20 protein-coding genes and 1 pseudogene are annotated in these 23799 nt (G+C 68.4%); 15 read left to right on the forward strand and 6 right to left on the reverse strand.

The window, feature by feature from the left end; translation table 11 throughout:
- Positions 1-96: 96 nt before the first annotated feature.
- The 6 genes from ACYP33_RS13050 to ACYP33_RS13075 form a co-directional block, all read right to left on the reverse strand.
- Positions 97-648 (reverse strand): PilN domain-containing protein, encoded by a 552-nt coding sequence (locus ACYP33_RS13050; RefSeq protein ID WP_459622157.1) that lies wholly within the window; start codon positions 646-648, stop codon positions 97-99.
- Positions 645-1529, reverse strand: coding sequence for a hypothetical protein (locus ACYP33_RS13055; RefSeq protein ID WP_459622159.1), 885 nt, complete (start codon positions 1527-1529; stop codon positions 645-647). Before ACYP33_RS13055 ends, ACYP33_RS13050 begins: the two co-directional genes overlap by 4 nt.
- On the reverse strand, positions 1522-3237 hold the full coding sequence (locus ACYP33_RS13060; RefSeq protein ID WP_459622161.1) for a GspE/PulE family protein: 1716 nt from the start codon (positions 3235-3237) through the stop codon (positions 1522-1524). Before ACYP33_RS13060 ends, ACYP33_RS13055 begins: the two co-directional genes overlap by 8 nt.
- The gene (locus ACYP33_RS13065; RefSeq protein WP_459622162.1) at positions 3234-4421 is read right to left on the reverse strand and encodes a type II secretion system F family protein; all 1188 of its coding nucleotides are present in this window, start codon (positions 4419-4421) and stop codon (positions 3234-3236) included. The genes ACYP33_RS13060 and ACYP33_RS13065 overlap by 4 nt, the downstream gene beginning before the upstream one ends.
- A gap of 142 nt (positions 4422-4563) precedes the next feature.
- Entirely contained in the window at positions 4564-5025 is a 462-nt protein-coding gene (gspG, locus tag ACYP33_RS13070; protein WP_459622163.1) for a type II secretion system major pseudopilin GspG, read from the reverse strand.
- A gap of 61 nt (positions 5026-5086) precedes the next feature.
- A complete protein-coding gene (locus ACYP33_RS13075; RefSeq protein ID WP_459622165.1) occupies positions 5087-12151 on the reverse strand; it encodes a beta-1,3-glucanase family protein in 7065 nt (2354 codons plus the stop codon).
- 1040 nt (positions 12152-13191) lie between these two features.
- Between ACYP33_RS13075 and ACYP33_RS13080 the strand changes: the two genes are divergently transcribed.
- The 15 genes and pseudogenes from ACYP33_RS13080 (at position 13192) to ACYP33_RS13150 (ending at position 23717) form a co-directional block, all read left to right on the forward strand.
- Positions 13192-13398, forward strand: coding sequence for a tail protein X (locus tag ACYP33_RS13080; protein ID WP_459622166.1), 207 nt, complete (start codon positions 13192-13194; stop codon positions 13396-13398).
- A gap of 11 nt (positions 13399-13409) precedes the next feature.
- Positions 13410-13754: a putative holin gene (locus tag ACYP33_RS13085; RefSeq protein WP_459622167.1), complete on the forward strand. Its 345-nt coding sequence runs from the start codon at positions 13410-13412 to the stop codon at positions 13752-13754.
- A 1-nt stretch (position 13755) separates the two neighbouring features.
- Positions 13756-14028 carry a phage holin family protein gene (locus ACYP33_RS13090; RefSeq protein ID WP_459622168.1) on the forward strand — a complete coding sequence of 91 codons (273 nt, stop codon included), beginning with the start codon at positions 13756-13758 and terminating at the stop codon, positions 14026-14028.
- On the forward strand, positions 14025-14822 hold the full coding sequence (locus ACYP33_RS13095) for an N-acetylmuramidase domain-containing protein (RefSeq protein ID WP_459622170.1): 798 nt from the start codon (positions 14025-14027) through the stop codon (positions 14820-14822). Before ACYP33_RS13090 ends, ACYP33_RS13095 begins: the two co-directional genes overlap by 4 nt.
- Positions 14819-15175 (forward strand): annotated as a pseudogene (lysB, locus tag ACYP33_RS13100) (Rz-like lysis system protein LysB); the annotation flags it as partial. The gene ACYP33_RS13095 and the pseudogene lysB, both read left to right, overlap by 4 nt.
- Positions 15096-15371, forward strand: coding sequence for an Rz1-like lysis system protein LysC (gene lysC / locus ACYP33_RS13105; RefSeq protein WP_459622172.1), 276 nt, complete (start codon positions 15096-15098; stop codon positions 15369-15371). The pseudogene lysB and the gene lysC, both read left to right, overlap by 80 nt.
- Positions 15364-15780, forward strand: a complete 417-nt coding sequence (locus tag ACYP33_RS13110) for a phage tail protein (protein ID WP_459622174.1) — start codon at positions 15364-15366, stop codon at positions 15778-15780. The genes lysC and ACYP33_RS13110 overlap by 8 nt, the downstream gene beginning before the upstream one ends.
- 318 nt (positions 15781-16098) lie before the next feature.
- Positions 16099-16797: a phage baseplate assembly protein V gene (locus tag ACYP33_RS13115; protein WP_459622214.1), complete on the forward strand. Its 699-nt coding sequence runs from the start codon at positions 16099-16101 to the stop codon at positions 16795-16797.
- Positions 16794-17156, forward strand: a complete 363-nt coding sequence (locus ACYP33_RS13120) for a GPW/gp25 family protein (protein WP_459622176.1) — start codon at positions 16794-16796, stop codon at positions 17154-17156. Before ACYP33_RS13115 ends, ACYP33_RS13120 begins: the two co-directional genes overlap by 4 nt.
- Positions 17153-18058 (forward strand): baseplate J/gp47 family protein, encoded by a 906-nt coding sequence (locus tag ACYP33_RS13125; RefSeq protein WP_459622178.1) that lies wholly within the window; start codon positions 17153-17155, stop codon positions 18056-18058. The genes ACYP33_RS13120 and ACYP33_RS13125 overlap by 4 nt, the downstream gene beginning before the upstream one ends.
- Positions 18051-18593: a phage tail protein I gene (locus tag ACYP33_RS13130; protein WP_459622180.1), complete on the forward strand. Its 543-nt coding sequence runs from the start codon at positions 18051-18053 to the stop codon at positions 18591-18593. The genes ACYP33_RS13125 and ACYP33_RS13130 overlap by 8 nt, the downstream gene beginning before the upstream one ends.
- 2 nt (positions 18594-18595) lie before the next feature.
- Positions 18596-21154, forward strand: coding sequence for a phage tail protein (locus tag ACYP33_RS13135; RefSeq protein ID WP_459622181.1), 2559 nt, complete (start codon positions 18596-18598; stop codon positions 21152-21154).
- 19 nt (positions 21155-21173) lie between these two features.
- A complete protein-coding gene (locus ACYP33_RS13140) occupies positions 21174-21971 on the forward strand; it encodes a tail fiber assembly protein (protein ID WP_459622183.1) in 798 nt (265 codons plus the stop codon).
- 47 nt (positions 21972-22018) lie between these two features.
- Positions 22019-23191 carry a phage tail sheath protein gene (locus ACYP33_RS13145; RefSeq protein ID WP_459622185.1) on the forward strand — a complete coding sequence of 391 codons (1173 nt, stop codon included), beginning with the start codon at positions 22019-22021 and terminating at the stop codon, positions 23189-23191.
- Between the two features lie 16 nt (positions 23192-23207).
- The gene (locus ACYP33_RS13150) at positions 23208-23717 is read left to right on the forward strand and encodes a phage major tail tube protein (RefSeq protein ID WP_459622186.1); all 510 of its coding nucleotides are present in this window, start codon (positions 23208-23210) and stop codon (positions 23715-23717) included.
- Positions 23718-23799: the final 82 nt, after the last annotated feature.

Below are 23799 nucleotides of genomic sequence, written 5' to 3' on the forward strand. Positions count from 1 at the left end.
CGCCGAGCAGCGCGGCGCCGGCCACCAGCGGCCCCGCGCCGAAACGCGTCAAGGCCAGACGCAGCCGCAGCAGGCTGCGCACGGGCAACGAGATCGTCATGCGCCGCCCCCGCGCCATTGCACTTCGATCTGGAAACGCAGCACCGTATCCATGCCGTCCTTCACGCGCTCGTGCCGCGTCAGCGTCACGCGCCCGAGCATCGGCTGCCGGCCGAGCGCGGCCAGGTAAGCGAGCATGTCCTGCGGGTCCTCGCATTCGGCCTCGATGCGCAGCAGCGCGCCGGCCGGCTCGGGGGTGATCGACATCAGCGCGATCTGGCTGGGCGTGGCCGCCTCGATCGCATCGAGCAACGCGTCCCACGGCAGATTCAGGCGCGCGATGGCCAGGTTGACGGCGGCGGCCTGCTTCGCGTCGACCGGCTCGCGGCTCACGCGCTGCGCGGCCCGCACGATCCGGTCGTTGCGCTCGACGATGCGCGCGGTTTGCGCGTCGAGCGCCTGCAGCCGCACCAGCAGCGTCTGCGCGCGCCACGCGGCCACGCCGCACAGCAGCAGGCCGATCAGCGCGAGCACGCGCGCGAACGGCCGAATCCGGTGCCACTCGCGCCGTACGCTGAACGGCGCGAGATCGATCGACAGGCTTCTCATTGCGTCGGCGCGCTCCAGGCAAGCGGCGCGGCCGATTCGGCCACGGCCCCGGCCGGCAACGCGTTGGTGCGCTCGGCCACCCCGGCCCAGCGCACCGCCAGGCCCGGATCGGTGAAATCGGTCGCGCCCGGCATCCACACCTCGCAGCGCGGGCCGTGCAGCACCAGCGCCGACGGTGCCGGCAGATTGTCGAGCAGCGCCGCGCGCGTCACCTGCTCGCGCAGCCAGCCGAGCGACGGCACCGGCTCGGGCACGGCGAGCGTGCGCACCGCCACCACCCGCGCACGCGGCTCGGCCGCGATCAGGCCGAGCGTCAGCGCGCGTTCGCCGCGCGTGGCGAGCCACGTGTGCGCGCCAAGCTCTCGGCGCGTCTCGTTCCAGGCCGCCACGAATTCGGGCTGCGCCGACACCACGCAGCCGCGCCCGGCCGCCACCGCCTCGTGCAGCGCGCCGGCCCAGTAGCGCGGCACCGCGCAGGCGAGAAACGGCTCGGCGGCCTGCCAGTCGGCCTGGATCTGCCAGCCGGCCGGGTCCTGGCCGTACAGCATGCGAAACCGCACCTCGGCCGCCGCGCGCAAATCCGACAGGCGGCGCGCGTTCTCGGCCGGCGTGACCATGAAATAGCGGGCGAGCGCATCGGCGAAGCGCACATGCACGGGCAGCCCGCGGCCGCCCGATTCGTCGATCGCGGCAGCCAATGCCGCGGCCAGCGCACCGGGCGCGGCGTCGCCGGCAAAGCCGGCGCCCATCAGCGGCCGCTCGACGAACTGCGCCGCCGCATGACGCGACGCGCCCGTGCGGCGCACCGTCACCGCCTCGCGCGACACCGTGAGGCGGCATTCCCCGCGCGGCGCGAGCCGCTTAAGCCAGCGATCAAGCATTGAGGGTCACCCGTTTCACTTCGGCCAGCGTGGTTTCGCCGCGCTTTACCAGGCCGAGCGCGACCTCGCGCAATTGCCGCGTGCCGTTGCGGCGCGCCGCTTCCTTGATCACGCGGATCGGCTGCTTCTCGACCACCAGATCGCGGATCTCGTCGTCGAGGATCAGGATCTCGGCGATTGCGCGCCGGCCGCGATAACCGGTGCCGCGGCAATCGCCGCAGCCGGTGCCCTGGCGGAAGTCGTAGCCGGCGGTGGCCTCGCGCGTCAGGCCGAGCCGCGCCAGCTCGGCGTCGCTCGGCTGATACGGCACGGCGCAGCGCGGGCAGTTCACGCGCAGCAGGCGCTGCGCCCAGATGCCGTTGAGCGCCGACACGAACGCATAGGGATCGATGCCCATGTGGCCGAAGCGGCCGAACACGTCGAATACGTTGTTGGCGTGCACGGTGGTCAGCACGAGGTGGCCGGTCAGCGCGGATTGCACGGCGATCTCGGCCGTTTCGCGGTCGCGGATCTCGCCCACCATGATCTTGTCGGGGTCGTGACGCAGGATCGAGCGCAGCCCGCGCGCGAACGTCAGCCCCTTCTTCTCGTTGACGGGAATCTGCAGGATGCCGGGCAGTTGATATTCGACCGGGTCCTCGATCGTGATGATCTTGTCGCGGCCGTTGTGGATCTCGGTCAGCGCGGCGTACAGCGTGGTGGTCTTGCCCGAGCCGGTCGGGCCGGTCACCAGCAGCATGCCGTACGGCTCCTCGGCCAGCGCGCGCAGCGCGACCAGCGAATCGGCGTCGTAGCCGAGCGCCTCCAGCGTCAGCGCGCCGTAGGCCTCGATCATGGCGCGCTTGTCGAGAATCCGGATCACGGCGTCCTCGCCGTGGATGCTCGGCATGATCGACACGCGCAGGTCGATGTCGCGCCCGCCCGCCGCCACCCGGAAGCTGCCATCCTGCGGCACGCGCCGCTCGGCGATGTCGAGTTCGGCCAGCACCTTCAGGCGCGAGATCACCTGCTCGGCCGCCTCCACGCCCTGGATCGTGGCGGCCGCGTCGAGCACGCCGTCCACGCGGTACTTGAGCGCGAGCCCGGTGGCCGTGCTTTCGAGGTGGACGTCGGACGCGCCGGCCTTCAGCGCGTCGTACAGCGTCGAATTGACGAGCTTGACGGCCGGGCTGGCCGCCTCGCTGACGCTCTGGAACGACAGCACCTGGGTGGTGCGGCCATCGGCCTGGCTGCCGTCGGCGGCGCCCACGAGGTTGTCCACCGCGCGCGCCGATTCCTCCAGGCGCGCGTGATAGGCGAGCAGGTCGCCCGGCAGCGCGAGCCGCATCTCGAGCCCGCCGCCCGCCTGCGCGTCGAGCCAGGTCTGCAAATCGAGATCGAACGGGCTGGTGACCACGCCGATCAGCGCGCCGCCCGGGGCACCCGGTTCGCCGGCGTCGGCCTTCTCGCGCAGCAGCGCGCAGCCACGCTGCATCGCGAGCGACAGCGGCACGCGGTCGAACGCCGGTGCGAGCGCCAGCATGCCGGCCGTCTCGATCACGGTCATCGCCGTCTGCGCGGCGAGCGCGCGCAGCAGCTCGATCGGCTCGGCGCCGGTCAGCGCCTGCAACTCGTCCACCAGATGCCGCCGGGTAGCCGCGGCGGCCGTGCGCGCGTGCATCAGTTGATCGGCGTCGAAGTGCGCCACCGGCGCGTCGAGGGTCGTCATGACAGGCTCCCCGCCAGATCGAAGATGGGCATGTACAGCAGCACGACGATGGTGCCGACCACCACGCCGATCGCCGACATCAGCAGCGGCTCGAACATGCGCGTGAAGCGGTCGATCCAGCGGGTGATCTCGCCGTCGTAGAACGCGGCCGACTGGGTCAGCATCGCGCCGAGTTCGCCCGAGCGCTCGCCCACCCGCAGCATGCGCAGCGAGATCGGCGTGGTCAGCCGCTGCGCCTGGAACGCGACCGACAGCGATTCGCCCGACTGCACGGCCGTGCGCGCCAGTTGCAGCGCCTCGCGCATCGACGGCGACACGGTGCCGCTGGCCGTCTGCATCGCCGTGACCACCGGGATGCCGCCTTCGAGCAGCATGCCGAGCGTCAGGTACAAACGCGAAAGCTGGTAGATGCGCAGGTGCGGGCCGAGCAGCGGAATCCGCCCGAGCAGCGTGACCAGGCCGATGCGCGCCACCACCGCACGCACCCCGAAGAACAGCGCCGCCGCCGTGCCGCCGGCCGCCAGCACCAGCGTCGGGCCGTGCGCCGACGCGAAGCGGCCCCAGTCGAGCAGCATCTGCGACATCCACGGCAGCGCGCGGCCGGTGCCTTCGTAGATGGTCGCGAAACGCGGCACCACGTAGGTGATCAGGAACGTCGACACGCCGCCGCCCACCACCAGCAGGATGCACGGATAGATCGCCGAACTGACGAGCTTGTTGCGCACCGTGTCGATGCGCGCCTGGTAATCCACATAGCGCGCCAGCGCGCGCGGCAGGTCGCTGGTGCCTTCGGCCGCGCGCACGATGCCGACGTAGAGCGGCGGAAACACGTCGGGCTGCTCGCCGAGCAGGGCCGAGAAGCGCTTGCCTTCGCGCAGCCCTGCCAGAATTCGTTGCAGCACGCCGCGCAGGCGCGCGCCGGCCTCGCGTTCGAGCAGCGCCTCCAGCCCCTCGACGATCGACAGGCCGGCCTTCAGCAGCGCCAGCAGCTCCTGGCTGAACAGCACCAGCGAGATCCGCCCGCGCACGGCCGCCGGCCCGCGCAGCGTGCGCACCGGCGCGACGCGCATGGCGTGCAGGCCGCGCGCCTCGACCTGCGCGCGCGCGCCGGCCTCGTCCTGGGCGTCGACCACCAAGGCCGTGATCCGGTTATCCGGCGAAAGCGCTCTGACTTCGAATTGCATGATGCCGCGTGTTCCTTTGCTGAGCCGAGCGTCTGCCGTGGCATGGCGGTGCGTCCGTGGTCCTTTCCTCGTTGCGAGAACGGCCCGGGCGCACCGCCATGCCGGGTCCGCTTGCGCGAACCCGATGCATGGCGCGGCGATGTCACTCGCTGCTGAGATCGGCGTCCTCGCCCGAGCCGCCCGGTTGCCCGTCGCGGCCGTACGAGATCACCGCGTAATCGCCCTTGGTGCCGGGCACCTGATAGACGTACGGATGGCCCCAAGGATCGAGCGGCACGTCCTTCTTCAGGTACGGGCCGTTCCACTTGTCCGCGCCGGCCGGCTTGACCACCAGCGACTGCAAGCCTTCCTCGGTGGTCGGGAAGCGCCCCACGTCGATCCGGTAGTTGTCGATCGCCTTGGTCAGCACGTCGATCTGCGCGCGCGCCACCGTCACCTGCGACTTGCCGAGCTGCGCGAAATAGCGCGGCCCGACGATCGCCGCCAGCATGCCGATGATCACCAGCACCACCAGCAGTTCGAGCAGCGTGAAGCCGCGCGTGCGACGGCGCGGCGTGTGCGCGAGCCGGTGTGCGCAGGCGGTTCGGACAGTCGTCCCGTTCATCTTCGATCACCCATCAGGAAAAACGCGGGCGCGCCGCTTGGGCGCGCCCGCCGGTTCGACCTCAGTAACCGATGCCGAGCACGATGTGCTCCGGTACCGGCACCTGAATCGTCGAGCTCTGGTTGTTGACGTCGTCGAACGCGTAGCCGTAGGCCAGACCGCTGATGCCGTGGTCGTGCCAGAAGCGTGCGTACTCGTTGAACGGCGAGGCCGCGTAGTACGCCGACGGCACGTTCCACTTGGTCGTGTCGCCCATCACGTGGCGGTTGATCGCGGCGCACAGCTGCGCCTCGATCTGCTGCTGCGTGCCGTCACCATCCAGGAACACGTCATTGCACAACAGCACCGCCTGCGTGTTCGGCTTGTTGACCGTGTAGGTCGCGCCGGCAAACTGGCCGTTGTGCTGATCGACTTCCTTGAACACCAGCTGCGTGCCCGAGGCGCGGCCGACGAACGCGCGCGCGCCCGCCACCACCGGCAGATCGTTCGACGCGTAGTACGTCCACATGTCGTTGACGTAGCCGTCGAAATACGTGCCGTTGGGCTTGCCCGCGGCGAACGAGTCGTGGGCCGGCGCCATGATGCGGAAGTTCGACGGCGTGGACGGCTGGAACGGCGCCGACACTTCGCGTGCATACGCCTGGTACAGATCGGCGCGGCGTTGCGTGATGCCGGTGCGCTGGTGCACGGTGCCGTTGGCCGAGTAGACGTCCTGCGAGAGCGGGAAGCCGAACTCGTCGACCTGCGTGGTGTTGATCCACAGGCCGTTGCTGCCGTACGCGAACTCGTACCAGTCGAACGGGATGCCGAGGCTCGGGTCCGTGCCGTTGTTCGGATCGGGCGGCGCGAAACCGATGTTGCCGTTGGCGTCCGTGTTGATCTTGATGTACAGCGGGCTGCCGAGCGACACGAAGATCCGGCCGGAGAACATCGGCGGCAACTGCAGCGTCTTGCTCTGCGCGAGCGTGAAGAAGTAGTTGCTGTAGTTCTGCCCGTTCGGCGCGGTCAGGTGGTTCGGCGCGTCGTTGTCGGCCGCGCTGGACGCCACGATCGTGCCGTCCGGCTTGAGCCACGCGAACTGGCCGGTGGCCGGGTCGCGCGCGATGACGGCCACGTACACCTGGTCGTCGGTATAGGCGCCCTGCGTGTTGTTCTGCAGGTCCACGCCGATCAGGCCCGGCTTGACCGTGTAGGCCGGCACCGCGGTGTCCACCGTCAACGTCGCGTTGCCCGAGCCGGTGACGGTGCCGTCAGGCCCCGTCACCGCCACGCTGAACACCTTGCCGGTGTCGCCGGCCACGGCCAGCGGCGTGTCGTAGGTGCGGTTGGTCGCACCGGCGATCGGCTTGCCGCCGAGCTGCCACTGGTACGTGTACGGCCCCGTGCCCGACATCAGCACGGCGAAGTGGCCGCTCTGGCCCACCGGCACCGCCTGGTTGGCCGGCTGCTCGACGAACGGGCTGACCGGTTGTTGCGGCGGCGGCGTGCTGCCCGAGCCGGCCAGCGCCGGATCGTTGTACACGGCGAACTCGAACAGCGAGTAGCCGTAGCCGGTTGCGCGCTGTACCCCTTGCAGGCGGATGTAGCGCGCCGTGGTGGTGGCGGTCAACGGCAGATCCTCGATACCGCCGCGCCCGTTGTTCTGGGTGTAGACGGTGTTCGACCAGTCGACGTTGTCGTGCGAGGTCTGGATCAGGTACTGCTTGCCGTAGGCGTTCTCCCAGTTCAGGACCACCCGGTTGAACGTGCTTTCCTTGCCGAGATCGAGCGTGATCCACGCCTTGTCGTCAAAGTTCGACGACCAGCGCGTGTTCAGGTTGTTGTCCACCGCGTTCGACGCCGGATAGCCGTCGTTTTCCAGGCCGCTCGCGCTGGCCTTGGTGCCCAGCGCCAGGTTCACCGCCGCTGCCGCGGAGCCGAACGTGACGTTGACCGTGTGCGACGCCAGCACTTCGTTGAACGTGTAGTGATCGACAATGCCGACATCCGCGCCGTCGACCTGCACGCCCGTCACCGCGCTGCCTGCCGCCGGTGCGAACTGGTAGTTCTGCACGCCGCCCTGCAGCACCTGCGTGCTGCCGGCCGGCGTGATGCTGCCGCCGCCGTTGCCGTTGCTGGTGGCCGTGACCGCGTAGCTCGGCGTGTTCGCGCTGTTGTACACCTCGAACTCGAACAGCGAGTAGCCGTACTGCGTCGCACGCTTGGTGCCGTACATGCGCACGTAGCGCGCCTGCACCGGCGCCGGGAAGCGCAGGTCCTCGGTGCCGCCGGTGTCACCCGTCTTGGTCACCGCGTCGTTCCACTGGCTGTTGTCGGTCGAGGTCTGGATCTTGTAATCCACCCCGTACGAGTCCTGCCAGCGCAGCACCACGCGATCGACCGTCTGCACCGAGCCGAGGTCCACCGTGATCCACTGCGGATCGGCGAACGCCGACGACCAGCGCGAGTTGAGGCTGCCGTCGGTGGCGTTGCCCGGGCCGTAGCCGTCGTTCTCGTTGCCGCTGGAGGTAGCCGGCTTGCCGTACGCGAGGTTCGCGCTCGGCACGGTCGGCGGCGGCGGGGTGGTCGTGCCGCCACCGTTGCCGGTGTTGCCCGGGTCGCCCGTGTTGCCGTTACCGTTGCCATTGCCCGTGCCACCGGTATTGCCGGTGCCGCCGGTCGTGGCGGCCACCACTGTCAGCGTGGCCGGCGCGGTCGTGACCGTGCCGCCCGCGTTGCTGATGTCGACCGTGTAGATCGTGCCGTTGTCGGCCGCGACCGTGACGGGCGGCGTGGTGTACGACGGGATCGTCGTGATCGCCACCAGCGTGCCGTTGCGCTTCCACTGATAGTCGAGCGGGCCGGTGCCCGTGACGGCCACCGTGAACTTCGCGCTCTGGCCTTCGCTGGCCGTGAGCGCCACCGGTTGCGCCGTGATCACCGGCGCCGGCGAGGTGTTGCCCGACACGCACATGACCCACGCCGGGGCGTTGTTGATGATGCCCTGCGACTGACGGCCCGACGAATCGACCAGCCAGGCATTGGTCGGCAGGTTCGGCACCACCGTCGTGGTCCAGGTGCGCCACGGCGACGGGAACGCGCACGACGCGTAGTTCGAGCGTGCCACCGTCTCGGCTTCGTTGAGCGTCGGCACGCGCATGCCCACCGCGTTGCAGTACTTGATCGCGACGTCCTGCGTGAACTGCGCGCCGTCGGCCGCGAACGTGGTGTACGTCTGCTGCCACGTCAGGCCGCTCTGGTTGTCCTTCACGTTCGGCACGAACGGGCCGTTCGGCAAGCCGGGAATCGTCGACTGCCAGATGCCCGGTTGCGGCGCCAGCGGCGTGTAGCGCTCGGTTTCGCCACCGCACTGCGGGGCGTCGAGCACCTGGAACTCGAACAGCGAGTAGCCGTATTGCGTGGCGCGCTTCACGCCCAGCATCCGCACGTAGCGGGCCGAGGTGCTCGCGAAGTTCTGCGTCTCGACGTTGCCGCCGCCCACCACCGGCGCGGTGGTGCCGCCGGCGCCGTCGGGCTGGCCGTTCGGGAACACGGTGTTCCACACCTTCTCGTCGTTCGACACCTGGATGTCGTACTCCGAGGCGTAGGCGTTTTCCCAGTTCAGCACGACCTTGTCGAAGGTCTTGACCGAGCCGAGATCGACTTCGAGCCAGGACGGATCGATGTCCGGCGCCGACGACCAGCGCGTGGCGACCGAGCCGTCGATCGCGTTGGCCGCCACCAGGCCGCCGTTCTGATCGCTGCTCGACTTCGCCGTCGCGCCGAGCGCGAGGTTCGACGCGTCGGTGCCGCTCACGGTCAGCGTCGCCGTACGGCTGTCGACGCTGCCCGCGCTGTTGCTCACCGTGACCTTGTAGCTGCCCGCGTCGGTGGACTGCGCCGACGGGATCAGCAGGCTGTCGGAGTTGTCGCCCACCGGCTGGTTGCCGTGGAACCACTGGTAGCTGAGCGGGTTCGAGCCGGACGCGGTCACGCTGAACGTCACGGCCTGGCCGACCGGCACGCTCTGGTCGATCAGGTCGGTGGCCGACGGGATGGTCGGCGCCACCGCCACGTTGACGGTCAGGCCGACCGGATCGGAGGTGATCTGGCCCGCGCTGTTCTTCACCAGCACGCTGTAGAGCGCGCCGCTGTCGGTCACCTGCATCACCGGCGTGTCGTACACCGGCGCGTTGGCGCCGGGGATCGGCGTGCCGTTGCGCAGCCATTGATAACTGAGCACCGGCGAGCCCGACGCCACCACCAGGAACTCGGCGCTCTGGCCCGCGGTGATGTTGCGCGCGAGCGGGGCCGTGACGATGGTCGGCACGGCCGGCTGCACCAGCGTGACCGTCGCGCTGTTCGACGGCACCTTGCCGATCAGGTTGCTGACCTCGACGCTGAAGTTCGCGCCGTTATCGGCCTGTTGCAGGGCCGGCGTGGTGTACGTGTAGCTGTTCGCGCCCGGGATCAGCTGGCCGTTCTTGAACCACTGATAGCCGATCGGCGTGGCGCCGGCGGTCAGCACCGTGAACGTGCCGCTCTGGCCCAGCGTGACGACCTGGCTGGCCGGCTGGGTCAGGATCTGCGGCGCGGTTTGCGGCTGCTGGCCGACCACCATGTCGGTGCCGTCGAACGCTTGCGCGTTGACGGCCGGCTGCACCGCGAACGATGCGGTTGCGCTGCCGAGGGTTGGCGACGACACCGTGACGTTGACCGTGCCCGGCTGGAACTGCGTGCGCACCGCGATCTTCGCCATGCCGCCTTCGGCGGACAGGTTCGGGTCGCCCGGCGCGTGCCAGCCTTGCGGCTGCGCGTCGTTGACGTAGTGGTCCGAGCCGCCGCGATAGGTGCCCGGGCCGCTGACGGCGAACGTCAGCGTCTGGCTCGCGTCCGGCACGAGATTGCCCGCCGCGTCGACGACCTTCGCCGTCAGCGTGGCCGCGTCGGTGCCGTTGGCGGTCAGCACGAAGCTGTCGCCGTCCGGCTTGACGATCTGCGGATCGACCGTGAGCAGCAGGTGATCGGCCGCGCCGGCGGTGGTCAGCGTGTCGGTGGCGGCGACTTGCAGGTCGTCGTTCAGACACTCGGCCACCAGCGTGCCCGGCTGGAACGGGATGTTGTCCCAGTGCACCTGGCCCGGCAGCAGCGTGGTGTTTTCCGAGAGGTCGGCCGACGGGTCGGAGCTGGTCGGGTTCGGCGTTTGCGCGCCGCCGACGATCTGGCCGTTCAGGCGCAGACGCACCGACGGGCAGTTGCTGAACGCGTTCACGCGCACCAGGCCCGTGCGGTTCCAGGTGTTGGCCAGCTTGACCACCGGCTGGAGCGTGCCGTTGAAGCCCTTGTACGGCGTCCAGACCGACTTGTAGATGTAGTAGATCAGGCGCGGCAGGCGGTTCCAGTCCATCATCGACGCGCCGTTCGACCGCACTTCGCTGTTCAGCACGCCGTCCGTCTGCGTGTTGATTTCACCCGGCGTGTCGGCCAGGTACCAGTGCGCCATGCCGAACGACTTGCCGATCATGCTGTGCACCCAGTCGCGCAGATACGACGCCGCGAACTGGATCTCGAAGTCGTACTTCCAGCGGCCCACGCCGTCGCCCCAGTATTCGGAGCCGTAGGCCGGCGTGGCCGGGTACGTGGTCTTGACGTTGACGTCGCAGCCCTGGCCCGAGCAGCCGAGGATGTCGCCGTTGGCCGGGTTCGGCGTGCGGTCCGCCTGCGCGCGCGTGTTGATGAAGTCGTACACACGCGAAATTTGCTTCAGGTTCGCCGCGATGCCCGGGTCCATCGTGCCGTTGTTCGCCTCCCAGGCGAGCACCGACGGATGGTTGCGGTCATGAATGATCATGTCGCGGTGCAGTTCCGACTTCAGCGTGATGTTGTCCTGCGTCACGCAGCCGGTCGTGGTGGTCGCCGTGCAGGGCGCGGGGAAGCCGTTCTCGCCGTCGCCGCTGGGCTGCAGCATCATGATCCCGTACTCGTCCGCGCCGTCGAGCCACTCGCGGCCCTGGCTCGAATGGCCCGGGCGATACGAGCTGCCGCCGGCCTGCGCGAGCAGCGAGAGATCCTGCCATTGCAGGTCTTCCGGCACGGCCGAGCCGAGCGCCGGATAGTCGTAGCGGCCCGATGCACCGAACAGGTAGTGCGGGTGGCCGTTGATGATCGGGAAGTTGTGATCCCAGGTGATGGTGCGGATGCCCAGCGGGCTTTGCTTGGTATCGACCACCACGCCGTTCACGCTGACCGAATGGATCACGTGATACAGGTACGGACGGCCGTAGACGCTGTTGTTCGGATACCAGAGCGTCGGGTTGTTGACCGTCAGGATCTGGTCGAACGTCGATTGCGGCGCGGGCAGCACGGTCGCGGTGTTGGCCGCGAGCGTCTTGGTGTCCTGCGCCGTGGCGACCACGTTGCCGCCCGCGTCGACGATCTGCGTCGTCAGCGTGACCGGCTGGTCGTTCGAGTATTCGTTGAGGACGTTGGTCTGCACGCGAATCGTCGCCACCGCGTCGTTCGCCGTGACCGTCGCCACGTAGGTGCCCCACGTGTTGAGCACCGAGTAGACGTTCTCCGGAATATGGACGCGGTCCGTGATGTGCATCCACACCGGACGGAAGATGCCCGTGTCGTCCTGGCCGAAGCGGAACGCACCCGAGAAGCTCGGCGACTCGAAGAACTTGTCGCCGCGCGACACCTTCACCGCCAGCACGTTGTCGGCCGGCTGGCCGTTGGCGTCCTTGAATTTCACGTAGGGCGTGAGGTCCACCACGAACGGCAGGAAGCCGATCACGTGGGTGGCCTGCGCGTTCGCCGCCACCTGGCTGTTGCCCTTGATGAACTGGCCGTTGATGTACACCTGCACGCCCGTGTGTGCGCCTTCGAACAGCACCAGCACCTTGCGGGCGAGCTGATCGGGGCCGAACGACGGATCGAGCTTGAAGTGCTTGCGATACCAGTTCGTGTTGCCGGTCAGCTGGCCTTGGCCGCCGCCCGACTCGATATTGATGAAGGTGTCGTTGTCGGCGGGCGTTTGCGGCACGCCGATCGATTGCCACTTCGAATCGTCGAAGGCGGGATTCGAGTAGCTCGGATCGTCACTGTCCTTGAGGTATTTCCATGGGGTCGCCCCCAGGTTGATCACGATGTGATTGCTGGGCGGCAGCGGTACCGCTGCTCGCGCGTGCACGATGGAGAGCAGGAGCAGCCCCCATAAAAGGAGCAGCCACCCTCCACCCTGCCAGGCTGTTTGCCTAACACTATTGCGCATGTTGGTTATCCCGGTGATCCACGTAATGCGTCTGTCGCTACGGACACGGCCGCCCCCTGCGGGCGTCCCCCAATGCCTGCCGCACGGGTGACGCGACGGCCTGTCCGGCCCGACGTTCCCGCGCTTCGATTCCTTACTTGTTTGTCAGCCTCGTGCCCGTTCATGACGGGTCGCAAACGTTTGACCGATCGGACGCAAACGTTTTACACGCGAAATAGGGGATGACCCTCGCTCTGCACTGGAGGAGATAACGGCCCGGGTCGGGAAAGGTTGACTAAGTGGAAACCCTTAGGGATTTTTGATTTTTCGGGGAAGTCGGCTAAAGGGGGACAAATGCTTTTGTTTGTTGTTGAAAACCGATCCTAAATGGTTGCGGGCGCAACTTTTTGCATGGTTTTGGGGCATGACGCGGGATCAACGTCCGCGTTTTTTTTAACCAGCAGCCCCTGCCTTCGGAGTTTTATCGACGCGCCCCCGAGCCTTGCCCCTCCGTGCCTCGCACCAGGCTCGACCGTCAAAACCCAGGCTGCACCACCTCAATCAAGGCCATCCCGGCCTGCCCAAGCTGCAATCCGGCTGTAATCCCGCTGCCGCCGCACGCGCGAGCTGTGCCCGTCCGACCGACACATGCCATCCATTGAGCCGCGGCGCGCGAATGTCGAACATGGACGTCAGCACGCTCGACCCGCACTCCGGTGCCCGAGGACGGCGGGCGATGCCCGGCGTGTGTGTCGAGCGAATTCCGGCGCCCCTCCCCGAACCCGCCGCGACGACGCCCCGACACCACCCCGCGCACGCCCCGTCTTCCCACCCGATCCGGACCCCGACGTGCCCCCATGCGCCCCACGCGCCGGCCCGTGCCGGCGCGCGGAGCAACCCGGCGCCCCCGCGCCTTCGACCGACGACCCGCCCCGATGAAAGTCTCCGCCCTGCAGAACGAAACGCTCGACGCGCTGTGCTGGCGTCACTACGACAGCACGTCGGGCACGGTCGAGGCCGTGCTCGCGGCGAACCCCGGCCTCGCCGCGCTCGGCGTTGCGCTGCCGGCCGGCACGCTCGTCGAGATGCCCGACATGACCGCCATCGCCCCGACGCGCCCCCTGTTGCAACTTTTCAACTGAGATTCGCCAGCATGGCCGAACCGAACACCTCCATCGCCGCCGCGCTGTTCGCCGCGATCGGCATCGCCGGGATCTCGCCCGGCATCGACGGCGACACGCTGATCGGCGCGTTCGCCGGCGCCGCGCTCGTGGTCGTCAGCGCCAAGGACATCGGCATCGCACGGCGCGCCGCGTACATGCTGATCTCGCTCGTGATGGGCTATCTCGCCGCGCCCGAACTGATGAACCAGTTGCCGATCCGCTCGGCCGGCGTGGCCGGGTTCTTCTCGGCCGCACTCGTGATCGCCGTCACGCTGACGCTGATCGAGCGCGTCAAGAACGCCGACCTGCTGGCCTTCCTGCGCAAGGGAGACTGACATGCACCTGTCCTATGCGCTCGTCGCCCTCGCCGCGCACCTGGCCGTCATCGCGCGCGTGCTCACCCGCCGCCGGCACGGCGAGCGCCATCGTGCCCACGTCGCCTGGGCGGCGTGGGCCATCGTCGCCGTGTCGGGCGGCGGCGGCATCGAGCTGCTGCTGCACTCCCGCGCGACCGGTTTCTTCCAGGCCGCCCTCGCGATCGTGCTGGCGGTCATCGTCCATCTCGCGCGCGGCGACGTCGCACACCTTCTCCGGAGCAAAGACGCATGAACGTCCTTCATTTCAACGACTGCGGGGCCGAGGTCGGCCTGCTGCAGCTGCGCCTCGCGCGCGCCGGCTATCCGGTCGCGGCGAGCCATATCTACGACGAGGCCACCGAGCGCGCCGTGAAGGCCGTTCAGGCCGCAACGGGCCTGGTGGTGGACGGCGTCGCCGGCCCGAAAACCTGGAACGCGCTCGCCACCGGCCAACGCAATCCGCGCGATCTGACCGACACCGACCTGCAGGCAGCCGCCACGCGGCTCGGCGTGTCGACGGCCTGCGTGCGCGCCGTCAACGAGGTGGAATCGAACGACGCGGGCTTTCTCGCCGACGGCCGCCCGAAGATCCTGTTCGAGCGCCATGTGATGTACCGGCAACTGGTAGCGCATCTCGGCCAATCGGCCGCCGATGCCGCCGCCGCGCAATCGCCCGACATCGTCGCCACCACGCCGGGCGGCTACCAGGGCGGCGGCGCCGAATACGTGCGGCTCGACGCCGCCGCGCGGATCGACGCCGCCTCCGCCTACGAATCGGCAAGCTGGGGGGCGTTCCAGATCATGGGCTACCACTGGCAGCGGCTCGGCTACACGAGCGTCGACGACTACGCCGCACGCATGGAAACCAGCGAAAGCGCGCAACTCGACGCGTTCGTGCGCTTCATCCTGGCCGACAAGACGCTGCTCAATGCACTCAAGACCCGCAACTGGGCCGGGTTCGCCGCCGGCTACAACGGCAGCGGCTACGCGCGCAATCTTTACGACGTGCGGCTCGCGCGCGCCTATCAGAAGTACGCCGCCGCATGACGCTCGCCAGCCTGCGCCTCTGGATCGCGCTCGCCGTGCTGGTGGCCGCCGGCGTCGGTGGCGAAACCATACGCGTGCTGCAGGCCCGGCTCGCCGACGCCACCCGCGAAGCCGGCCAGGCGCGACAGGATCTCGCGGCGCGCGATGCCGTCATCGCACGCCTGCAGGCCACCGCGCGCGAGCAGGACGCAGCCCGCGCCAGGCTAGAACGCACGCGCGGCGCCGTGAACGCGCAGCTCGTGTCCTATCAACAGCAATTGCGGAAACTGATCGATGAAAACCAAGCCGTTCGTACCTGGGCCGGCACTGCTCTGCCTGACGACGTTGTGCGCCTGCACGCCAGTGCCGCCCTCACCGGCGCCGACGCTTACGCTGAACGCCTGCGCGACGGTGACGCGCTGCACGATGCCGGCGCTCTCGCCGCGCACCAACGGTGAACTCGGCGAGGCGCTCGAAACAGCGCGTGCGGCGTGGGCCGGCTGCGCCGCGCAAGTCGACATGATCGCCACCTGCCAGGCCACCGCCACGGAGGGCGCCGCGCATGAATAAGCCCACCGCCCTGCGCACCGTGATCACGACCGCCGTGCCGTCGCTCGCCGGCACGCCAGACAGCCTGCTGATGTCGATCAACGCCGGCGCGATCGGTGCGATCGGCACCGGCACGTCGTCGTTCGACTACGAATACGAGTGCGAGATCAATCTGTGGGCCGGCGTCGCCGACATCGACACCGTGATGGTGGCCGTGCTCGATTGGGTGCGCATCAACCAGCCCGACCTCGTCATGAACCCCGATCGCCGGCGCAACGTCATCACGTTCTTCGCGACGCTGCCGCAAGGCGATCGCGTCAACCTCGACCTCAAGCTGCGGCTCTCCGAAAGCGTCCTGGTGCGCGTCGGCGACGACGGCAAGCACGTCATCCAGTACATCGACGATTCGGCGGCCGTACCGCTCATCTGAACGAAGCGGCCGCCCGCGCCGCTCACCGCCTCTTCCTCCGCTCCCTCCGCTCCCCTTCGATTGCCAAGCATGCCGAATCATTCGGCATGCGCGCCGCCTTGCGCCGGCCCATGGCCGCTCTCCGTCGTTGCCGTCTGATCCCCTCGTCTTTTTTCCCACGTCCTGGCCGCCGGCCGCGCGTGTTCCCGCGCGCCGTTTCGCCGCGATTCGGCGCCATTCGCCTCGTCTTTCGTCGGCCGGATTCCATTTGGTTGTCCTCGCAACCAGCACACATGCAACCGCTCGCAACGTCCGGCCCGCGACGGCACCATGATCGACATGGACGCGAACGAAATTCACCGCAAGGCACGCAACGCCGTACGCAAGGGCTCGATCCTCGATGTCGACCACGCGAATGCGTTGTGTCGCGTCGCGATCGGCGAGACCGACGACGACGGCCTGCAGACCAACTGGATCCCCTGGATCGCGGGCACCGCCGGCGCGACGCGCGAATGGCTGCCACCGACCAAGGGCGAACAGGTCGTGCTGCTCTCGCCGATGGGCGACCCGGCGCAGGCCGTCGCGCTACGCGGTTTCTATTCGAACGCCGCGCCCGCGCCGGATGCCTCGCCGAACACGCACACCCGCGTCTACGCCGACGGCGCGCGCATCAGCTACGACCACGACGCGCATGCGCTGGTAGCGGAGTTGCCGGCCGGCGCGACGGTGCGCATCGCCGCGCCCGTGTCGGTGACGATCGAAACGAAGGACGCGACCGTCAAGGCCGAGAACGTCACGCTCGACGCGCAGACCACCGTCTGCACCGGCGCGATGACGGTCAAGGGCCCGTTCGCGTTCGAGGCCGGCATGACCGGCAAGGGCGGCACCGACGGCGGCGGCGGCAACGTGATGCGCATCGACGGCACGGCGGCCTTCACGGGCGACGTGCTGGCGGGCAACGTCAGCCTCGCCACGCACAAACACCAGGCGCTCGGCCAGAACGCCATCACGAGCACACCGATTCCGGGGGCGGCATGAACGGCATGAACGCAGTCACGGGCCTGACGATCTCGGGCACCGATCACCTGACGCAGTCGGTCTCGCGGATCCTGATGACGCCGCTCGCCACCTGTCTGCAGCGCCGGACCTTCGGCTCCGAGCTGCCCGAACTGGTCGACGCGCCGAACAACGCCACCACGCGCGTGCGGCTCTACGCGGCCACCGTCACCGCGCTGATGCGCTGGGAGCCGCGCCTGACCGTCACGCGCGTGCAGCTCACGAGCGACAGCGCCAACCCGCTCGACGGCAGCCAGACCATCGATATCGAAGGCCTGACCGACGAACGCAACGAGCCCGTCACGTTGCGCGTCCCGGTCACGAACGGAGCATCCGCATGAGAACGACCCCGATCGACCTGTCGCAACTGCCGGCCCCCGACATCGTCGGCAGCATCGATTTCGAAACGCTGTACGGCCAACGCAAGGCGCGCCTGATCTCGCTCTACCCGGCCGACCAGCAGGCCGGCATCGCCGCCGCGCTCGCGCTCGAATCCGAGCCGATGGCGCGCCTGCTGCAGGAGAACGCCTATCGAGAAATGGTGCTGCGCCAGCTCGTCAACGATTCGGCGCGCGGCATCCTGCTGGCCTACGCGAGCGGCGCGACGCTCGACCATATCGCCGCGCTGTTCGACGTGGATCGGCTGGTGATCGACGCGGGCGACCCCGGCAACGGCATCGCACCGACCTACGAGGACGACGACAGCCTGCGCGAACGCGTACAGCTCGCACCGCGCGGCTTCTCCGTGGCCGGCCCCGAGGAGGCCTACGAATTCCATGCGCGCTCGGCCGACGGGCGCGTGCTGTCCGCCTCGGCGAAAAGCCCGCAGCCGTGCGTGATGGTCGTCTCGGTGCTGTCGCGCGACGGCGACGGCACCGCCGAGCCGGACCTGCTCGATAACGTGCGCGCCGAACTCGAAGGCAAGCGCCCGCAGGCCGACCAGGTGATCGTGCAAAGCGCCGAGATCGTGCCGTATGCGATCCGCGCGACGCTGCGCTTCTTTTCCGGCCCGGACCGCGCGGTCGCGCTCGCCGAGGCGCAGAAGCGCGTCGCGCAGTTCGCGAGCGACATGCATCGGATCGGCATGGAGGTGACGCTCGACGGCCTCTACGCCGCGATGCGCGTGCCGGGCGTGCAGAAGGTATTGCTCGATTCGCCGAGCGCCGGCGTGGCGATCACGACCAGCCAGGCGCCCTATTGCACCGGTATCGAACTGATCGACGGCGGGGTGGCCGATGAATGACCTGCTGCCCCCGAACGCGACCGCGCTCGAACGGCGCCTCGCCGATACCGGCTCGGCCGCCAGCGCGATCCCCGTCGCGCTCGACACGCTGATCGACCCCGACCGCATTCCGCTGCCGTTCCTGCCGTGGCTCGCCTGGCACATGGGCGTCGAAACGTGGAAGGACTACTGGCCCGAATCGATCAAGCGGGCTCGCGTCAAGGCCGCGATCCGCATCGCGCGGGTGAAGGGCACGGCCGAGGCGGTGCGCCAGGTGTGCGCGTCGTTCGGCGCGAACGTGGCGATGCGCGAGTGGTTCGAAACCACGCCGCCGGGCGAGCCCGGCACGTTCGAGATCGTGATGACGGTGGGCGATCGCGACGACGTGCCCATCACCGCCGACTACGTGGCCGACATCATCGACGAGGTCGACCGGGCCAAGCGCGGCACCGCGCACTACACGCTCACGCAGGGCTTCAGCGCGAGCGGCAAGCAACGCATCGGCGCCGGCGCCCAGGCGGCCCTTTATCGCAGGCTGAACCTCACGGATAACTGAACATGGCTGGAAACCTGATCCAAATCACCGACGCCGGGCGCGCCGCGCTCGTCGCCGCGGGCAACACCGGCAGCGCCGCGCACGCCATCAGCGCGATCGGCCTCGCCACGGCGGCGTTCGCGTTCGACCGCGGCCTGCAGACGTTGCCGAACGAGCGCAAGCGCGTGACCACGTTCGGTGGCGAGAACGTCGCGCCCGACACGATCCACGTCGTGATCCAGGACAACACCGACGACCAATACTCGCTGTACGGCTTCGGGCTCTATCTCGACAACGGCGTGCTGTTCGGCGCGTATGTGCAGAGCACGCCGATCATGGAGAAGTCGCCCGCAGCCATGCTGCTGCTGGCCGCCGATGCGATCTTCGCGACCATCGACGCCTCGCTGCTGCAACTGGGCTCGACGTCGTTCCTGAATCCGCCGGCCACCACCGAGCGCCAGGGCGTGGTCGAACTGGCGACGCACGACGAAGTCCGCGCCGGCACCGACGACGTGCGCGCCGTCACGCCGGCCGGCGCGGCCGCACGTTACATGTCGTACGACGGCGGGATATTCAACGGGCCGGTGGGCGTGCGCCGCAACGTCGGCAGCAACGACGCGCAGCTCAATCTTTCGGCCGATGCCGGCACGTACGGCATGCCCGGCAAGCTGCGCTTCTGGGGCACGTTCTCGGATACTCGTGTCAGCGACCTCGATCCGCGCCTCGTCGGCGCCGTGCAGGGCGGCTTCGACAACGGCACCTGGGGCCGCGAATATCTCGACTTCCTCATCAACGGCAAGCCCAACGACGCGCACGACGACACCAAACTGACCCGCGTGATGCGCCTGGTCGGCGGCGCACGGGTGCTGCTCGGCAACGTCAACGACGACGGCGTCTCGACGGTCCAGTCGGGCGGCGACATCGTCGGGCTCGGCGCGCTGACGACCGGCCGCGGCAAGGCCCGCGCGATCGTCAACACCGACGACCTCACGGCCTATTTCTCCGCAATTGGCGACGGCAACACGATGCTCGGCGCGACGGGCAGCGGCGTAACCTCGCTGATCACAAAAAACCAGGAGCGCCTGCGCGTGCTGCCCTCGGGCCGTGTGCAGATCGGCACCACCACCGACGATGGCAGCAATCTGCTGCAGGTTGCCGGCAACGTCATGACGACCGGCGGCGTCGCGTCGAATCAGACCGATACGGGCGGCGCCAATTTCCGCGCCATTTCCGGCAACTACGGCGCGATGATCCGCAACGACGGCAGCTCGGCCTACCTGCTGTCCACCAAGCAGGGCGACCCCACCGGGACATGCAACGACTACCGGCCGCTCTCGTGGCAGCTCGGCAACGGCATGGTCACCATCGACGGCAACGGCAACGGCACGAGCTTCGGCGGCGTCGTGAACGTCGTCAACGAGTTGAGTGTGGGGACGGGCCTGGGTCAAGGGTCCATCCGTGTCGGCCCCGTCGAAGGCTTCCTGTATTCGAACAAGGACGGCTACGGCTGGTGGACGCCGAACAACGGTGCATTCCAGTACTACATCGCCGATCGCACGTTCCGCATCGATGGCCAACGCGTCTGGACCGAAGCGATGGTCGACCCGCTCGACAAGCGCAGCGGAGGCACCATTTCGGGCAACGTCACGATGGGGCCAGGCAAACGCCTGTTCCTCGACGAGGGCACCCCCCTGCTGCCATCGTTGACGTTCGTCAACGATGGCTCGCCCGACACGGGTTTTTATCACACGGCCGACGGCCAGTTCGGCGTCACCTGCAATACGCAGCCGATCGTCGGGTTCGCCACGGACGGCACGCGCTTCAACGGCAACGTGTTCGGTCCAACGCCCGCCGCCAACGATCGCTCGACGCGCCTCGCCACCACTGAATGGGTGATGGCGACCCTGAGTGCATCGTCGATCGGGCAGATCGTCTACGAGTCGCGCACGAGCGCGCGTGCCGGTTATCTGAAACTCAATGGCACGCAGCTCAATCGGGCCGACTACCCCGCCTTGTGGGCCTACGCACAGGCAAGCGGAACACTGGCAACGGATGCCGACTGGAATGCGGGCCGTCAGGGCGGCTTCTCGACCGGCAACGGCACGTCGACGTTCCGGATTCCCGACTTGCGCGGCGAATTCATCCGCTGCTGGTCGGACGACCGCGGCGACGTCGATCCGCAGCGCGGGGCAGGGACGACCCAGGCCGGGCAAAACCTCTCGCACGCGCACGGCGCGTCGGAAACCCAGTCCGGCGACCACGGACATGCCTCCTGGACCGACTGGCAAGGTCAACACAATCACGGCGTCAATGATCCGGGCCACAGCCACGGAACGCCCATTCCGTCCGGCGGCGGTGGCGGGAACCAGCAAGTCGTGGTGGGGCCGTTCTCCGTCTCCTCCTACTACTCGACCTATGCCGCCGGCACCGGCATCTGGCTGAACGATTCGCCCACCCACAACCACAACATCAGCATCACGCCGAACGGCAACCACACCCACGCCATCACCATCGACGCTGACGGCGGCAACGAATCGCGTCCGCGAAACATCGCCCTGCTCGCGATGATCCGCGCTTATTAACTCTCGAGACCCGCACACCATGTTGATCCACAACTACAGCTCGACGACCGGCGAATACCTGAGCAGCGGCCAGCCCGACACGGACCCGCAAAACGACGGCCGCTGGCTGATCCCCGCCAACGCCACGTCCGACACGCCGCCCGAGCGCACGCCGACGTCCTGGCCGTTCTATCGCGACGGCGCCTGGTTCCTGCTGCCCGACTACCGCGGCCGGATCTGCTACCGCACCGATACCGGCGAGCCGGTGGAGATCTCGGTCGCCGGCAAGACGCCCGACGAGCTGGGCCTCACCACCGAGCCGCGTCCTTCCGCGCGCTACGCCTGGGTCGACGGCGCATGGGTCGTGCCCGCCGCCGTGATCGAGGAAGAAAAGCGCGCGGCCGTGCAGCAGACCTTCGACATGCTGATGACCAAGGCCAAGAAGGCCAACGAAGGCAAGGCCGACGCCTATGCGGCGGGCCAGCTCGACGCCGAAGGCATCTATTACTTCAAGGCCTGGGCCGCGTATCAGATGGCGCTCGTCGCCGCGATGGACGCTGCCGGCACCTCCGACGACGTCGCGTGGCCCGCGCAACCCGCGGCCTACGTCCCGCCGGCGGAAGCCGCACCCGTGCCGGCGCCGGACAACACGCCGGCAACGGCAGCGTCGCAAACCGCGACGTCCGTCGCCGCACCGGCCCCGACCGCCACGCAGACGCAACCGGCTCCCGCCCAGGACCCGGCCGCCACCGCCCCGTCGCAGGACACCGCGTCCACCCAGGAATCGACGCCGACCCCGGCCCCCGCGCCGGCATCGACCTCGACCGCGCAGCCGTAAGCCGCGCGCCGCTTCACCACGCCCCTCTCACCACTGGAGATTTAGCTATGCCGCAGGATTACCACCACGGGGTACGCGTCATCGAAGTCACGAACGGCGGCCCGCCGATCCGCTCGGTTTCGACGGCCGTACTCGGCATCGTCTGCACGGCCTCCGACGCCGACGACGCCACCTTCCCCCTCAACACCCCGGTGCTGCTCACCAACGTCGTCTCGGCGCTCGGCAAGGCCGGCACCAAGGGCACGCTGCGCAGCACGCTCAACGCGATCGGCCAGCAGACCAAGCCGATCACCGTGGTCGTGCGCGTGGCCGACGGCAAGGACGACGCCGAAACCACCTCGAACGTGATCGGCTCGGTCACCGCCGACGGCAAGTACACCGGCGCGCAGGCGCTGCTCACGGCCCAGGCCAAGCTCGGCGTGAAGCCGCGCATTCTGGTCGCGCCGGGCCTCGACACGCAGGCCGTGGCCAACGCGCTGGCCACCCTCGCGCAATCGCTGCGGGCGTTCGTCTACGTCTCGGCGTCGGGCTGCAAGACCAAGGAAGACGCCGTGACGTACCGCAAGCAGTTCGGTCAACGCGAACTGATGGTGGTGTGGCCGGACTTCCTCGGCTGGGACGACACCACCAGCACGACCGTCACGATCCCCGCTCCGGCGATCGCCGCCGGCCTGCGCGCCAAGATCGACAACGACATCGGCTGGCACAAGACGCTGTCGAACGTCGTCGTGAACGGCGCCACGGGCCTCTCGGCCGACGTGTCGTGGGACCTGCAGGACCCGGCCACCGACGCCGGCTACCTGAACGAGAACGAGGTCACCACGCTGGTCAACTACAACGGCTACCGCTTCTGGGGCTCGCGTACGTGCGCCGCGAACACCCAGTTCGTGTTCGAGAACTACACGCGCACCGCGCAGGTGATCGCCGATTCGCTGGCCGAGGCGCAGATGGGCAACGTCGACGGCGCGCTGAACCCGTCGCTGGCCCGCGACATCATCGAGAACATCAACGGCTGGTTCCGCCGGCAGCTCGCCAACGGCTACCTGATCGGCGGCAGCTCCTGGTACGACCCGGAGCCGAACACGTCCGACGAGCTTGCCTCGGGCGCGATGTACATCGACTACGACTACACGCCGGTGCCGCCGCTCGAAAACCTGATGCTGCGCCAACGCTTCACCGACCGCTATCTCGCGACGTTCGCCGATCGCGTGACGGCATAACCAGGAGATCCGAACAATGGGAATGCCACGCAAACTCAAGAACTTCAACCTGTTCTACAACGGCACGCGCTTCGCCGGTGAGGTGCAGGAAATCGAACTGCCGAAGCTCAAGCGCAAGACCGAGGCCTGGCAAGGCGCCGGCATGAACGGCCCGGTCAAGCTCGATTTCGGCAACGAGGAAATCCAGCTGGTGTGGACCTGCGGCGGCTTCATGGAAGACGTGCTCGGCCAGTGGGGCGTCACGACCCACGACGGCGTGCTGCTGCGCTTCGCCGGCGCCTACCAGGCCGAAGACAGCGCGAGCTTCGATTCGGTCGAGATCGTGGTGCGCGGCCGTCACGAGGAAATCGACATGGGCAAGGCCAAGGTCAAGGACGACACCAGCTTCAAGGTCACCACCAACGCCAGCTACTACAAGTTGTCGGTCAACGGCTTCGTGCTGATCGAACTCGACTTCATCAACATGATCGAGAACGTCAACGGCACGGACCTCGCGTCCGGGCTGCGCAACGCGATCGGCCTGTAATGCCCGGTGCCGCGCCAAAAAGGCGCGGCACCCCCACTGATTTCATCCCAATCCAGCCACCATGAGTGACGACATGAACACC

The organism is Burkholderia sp. 3C, assembly GCF_054589155.1.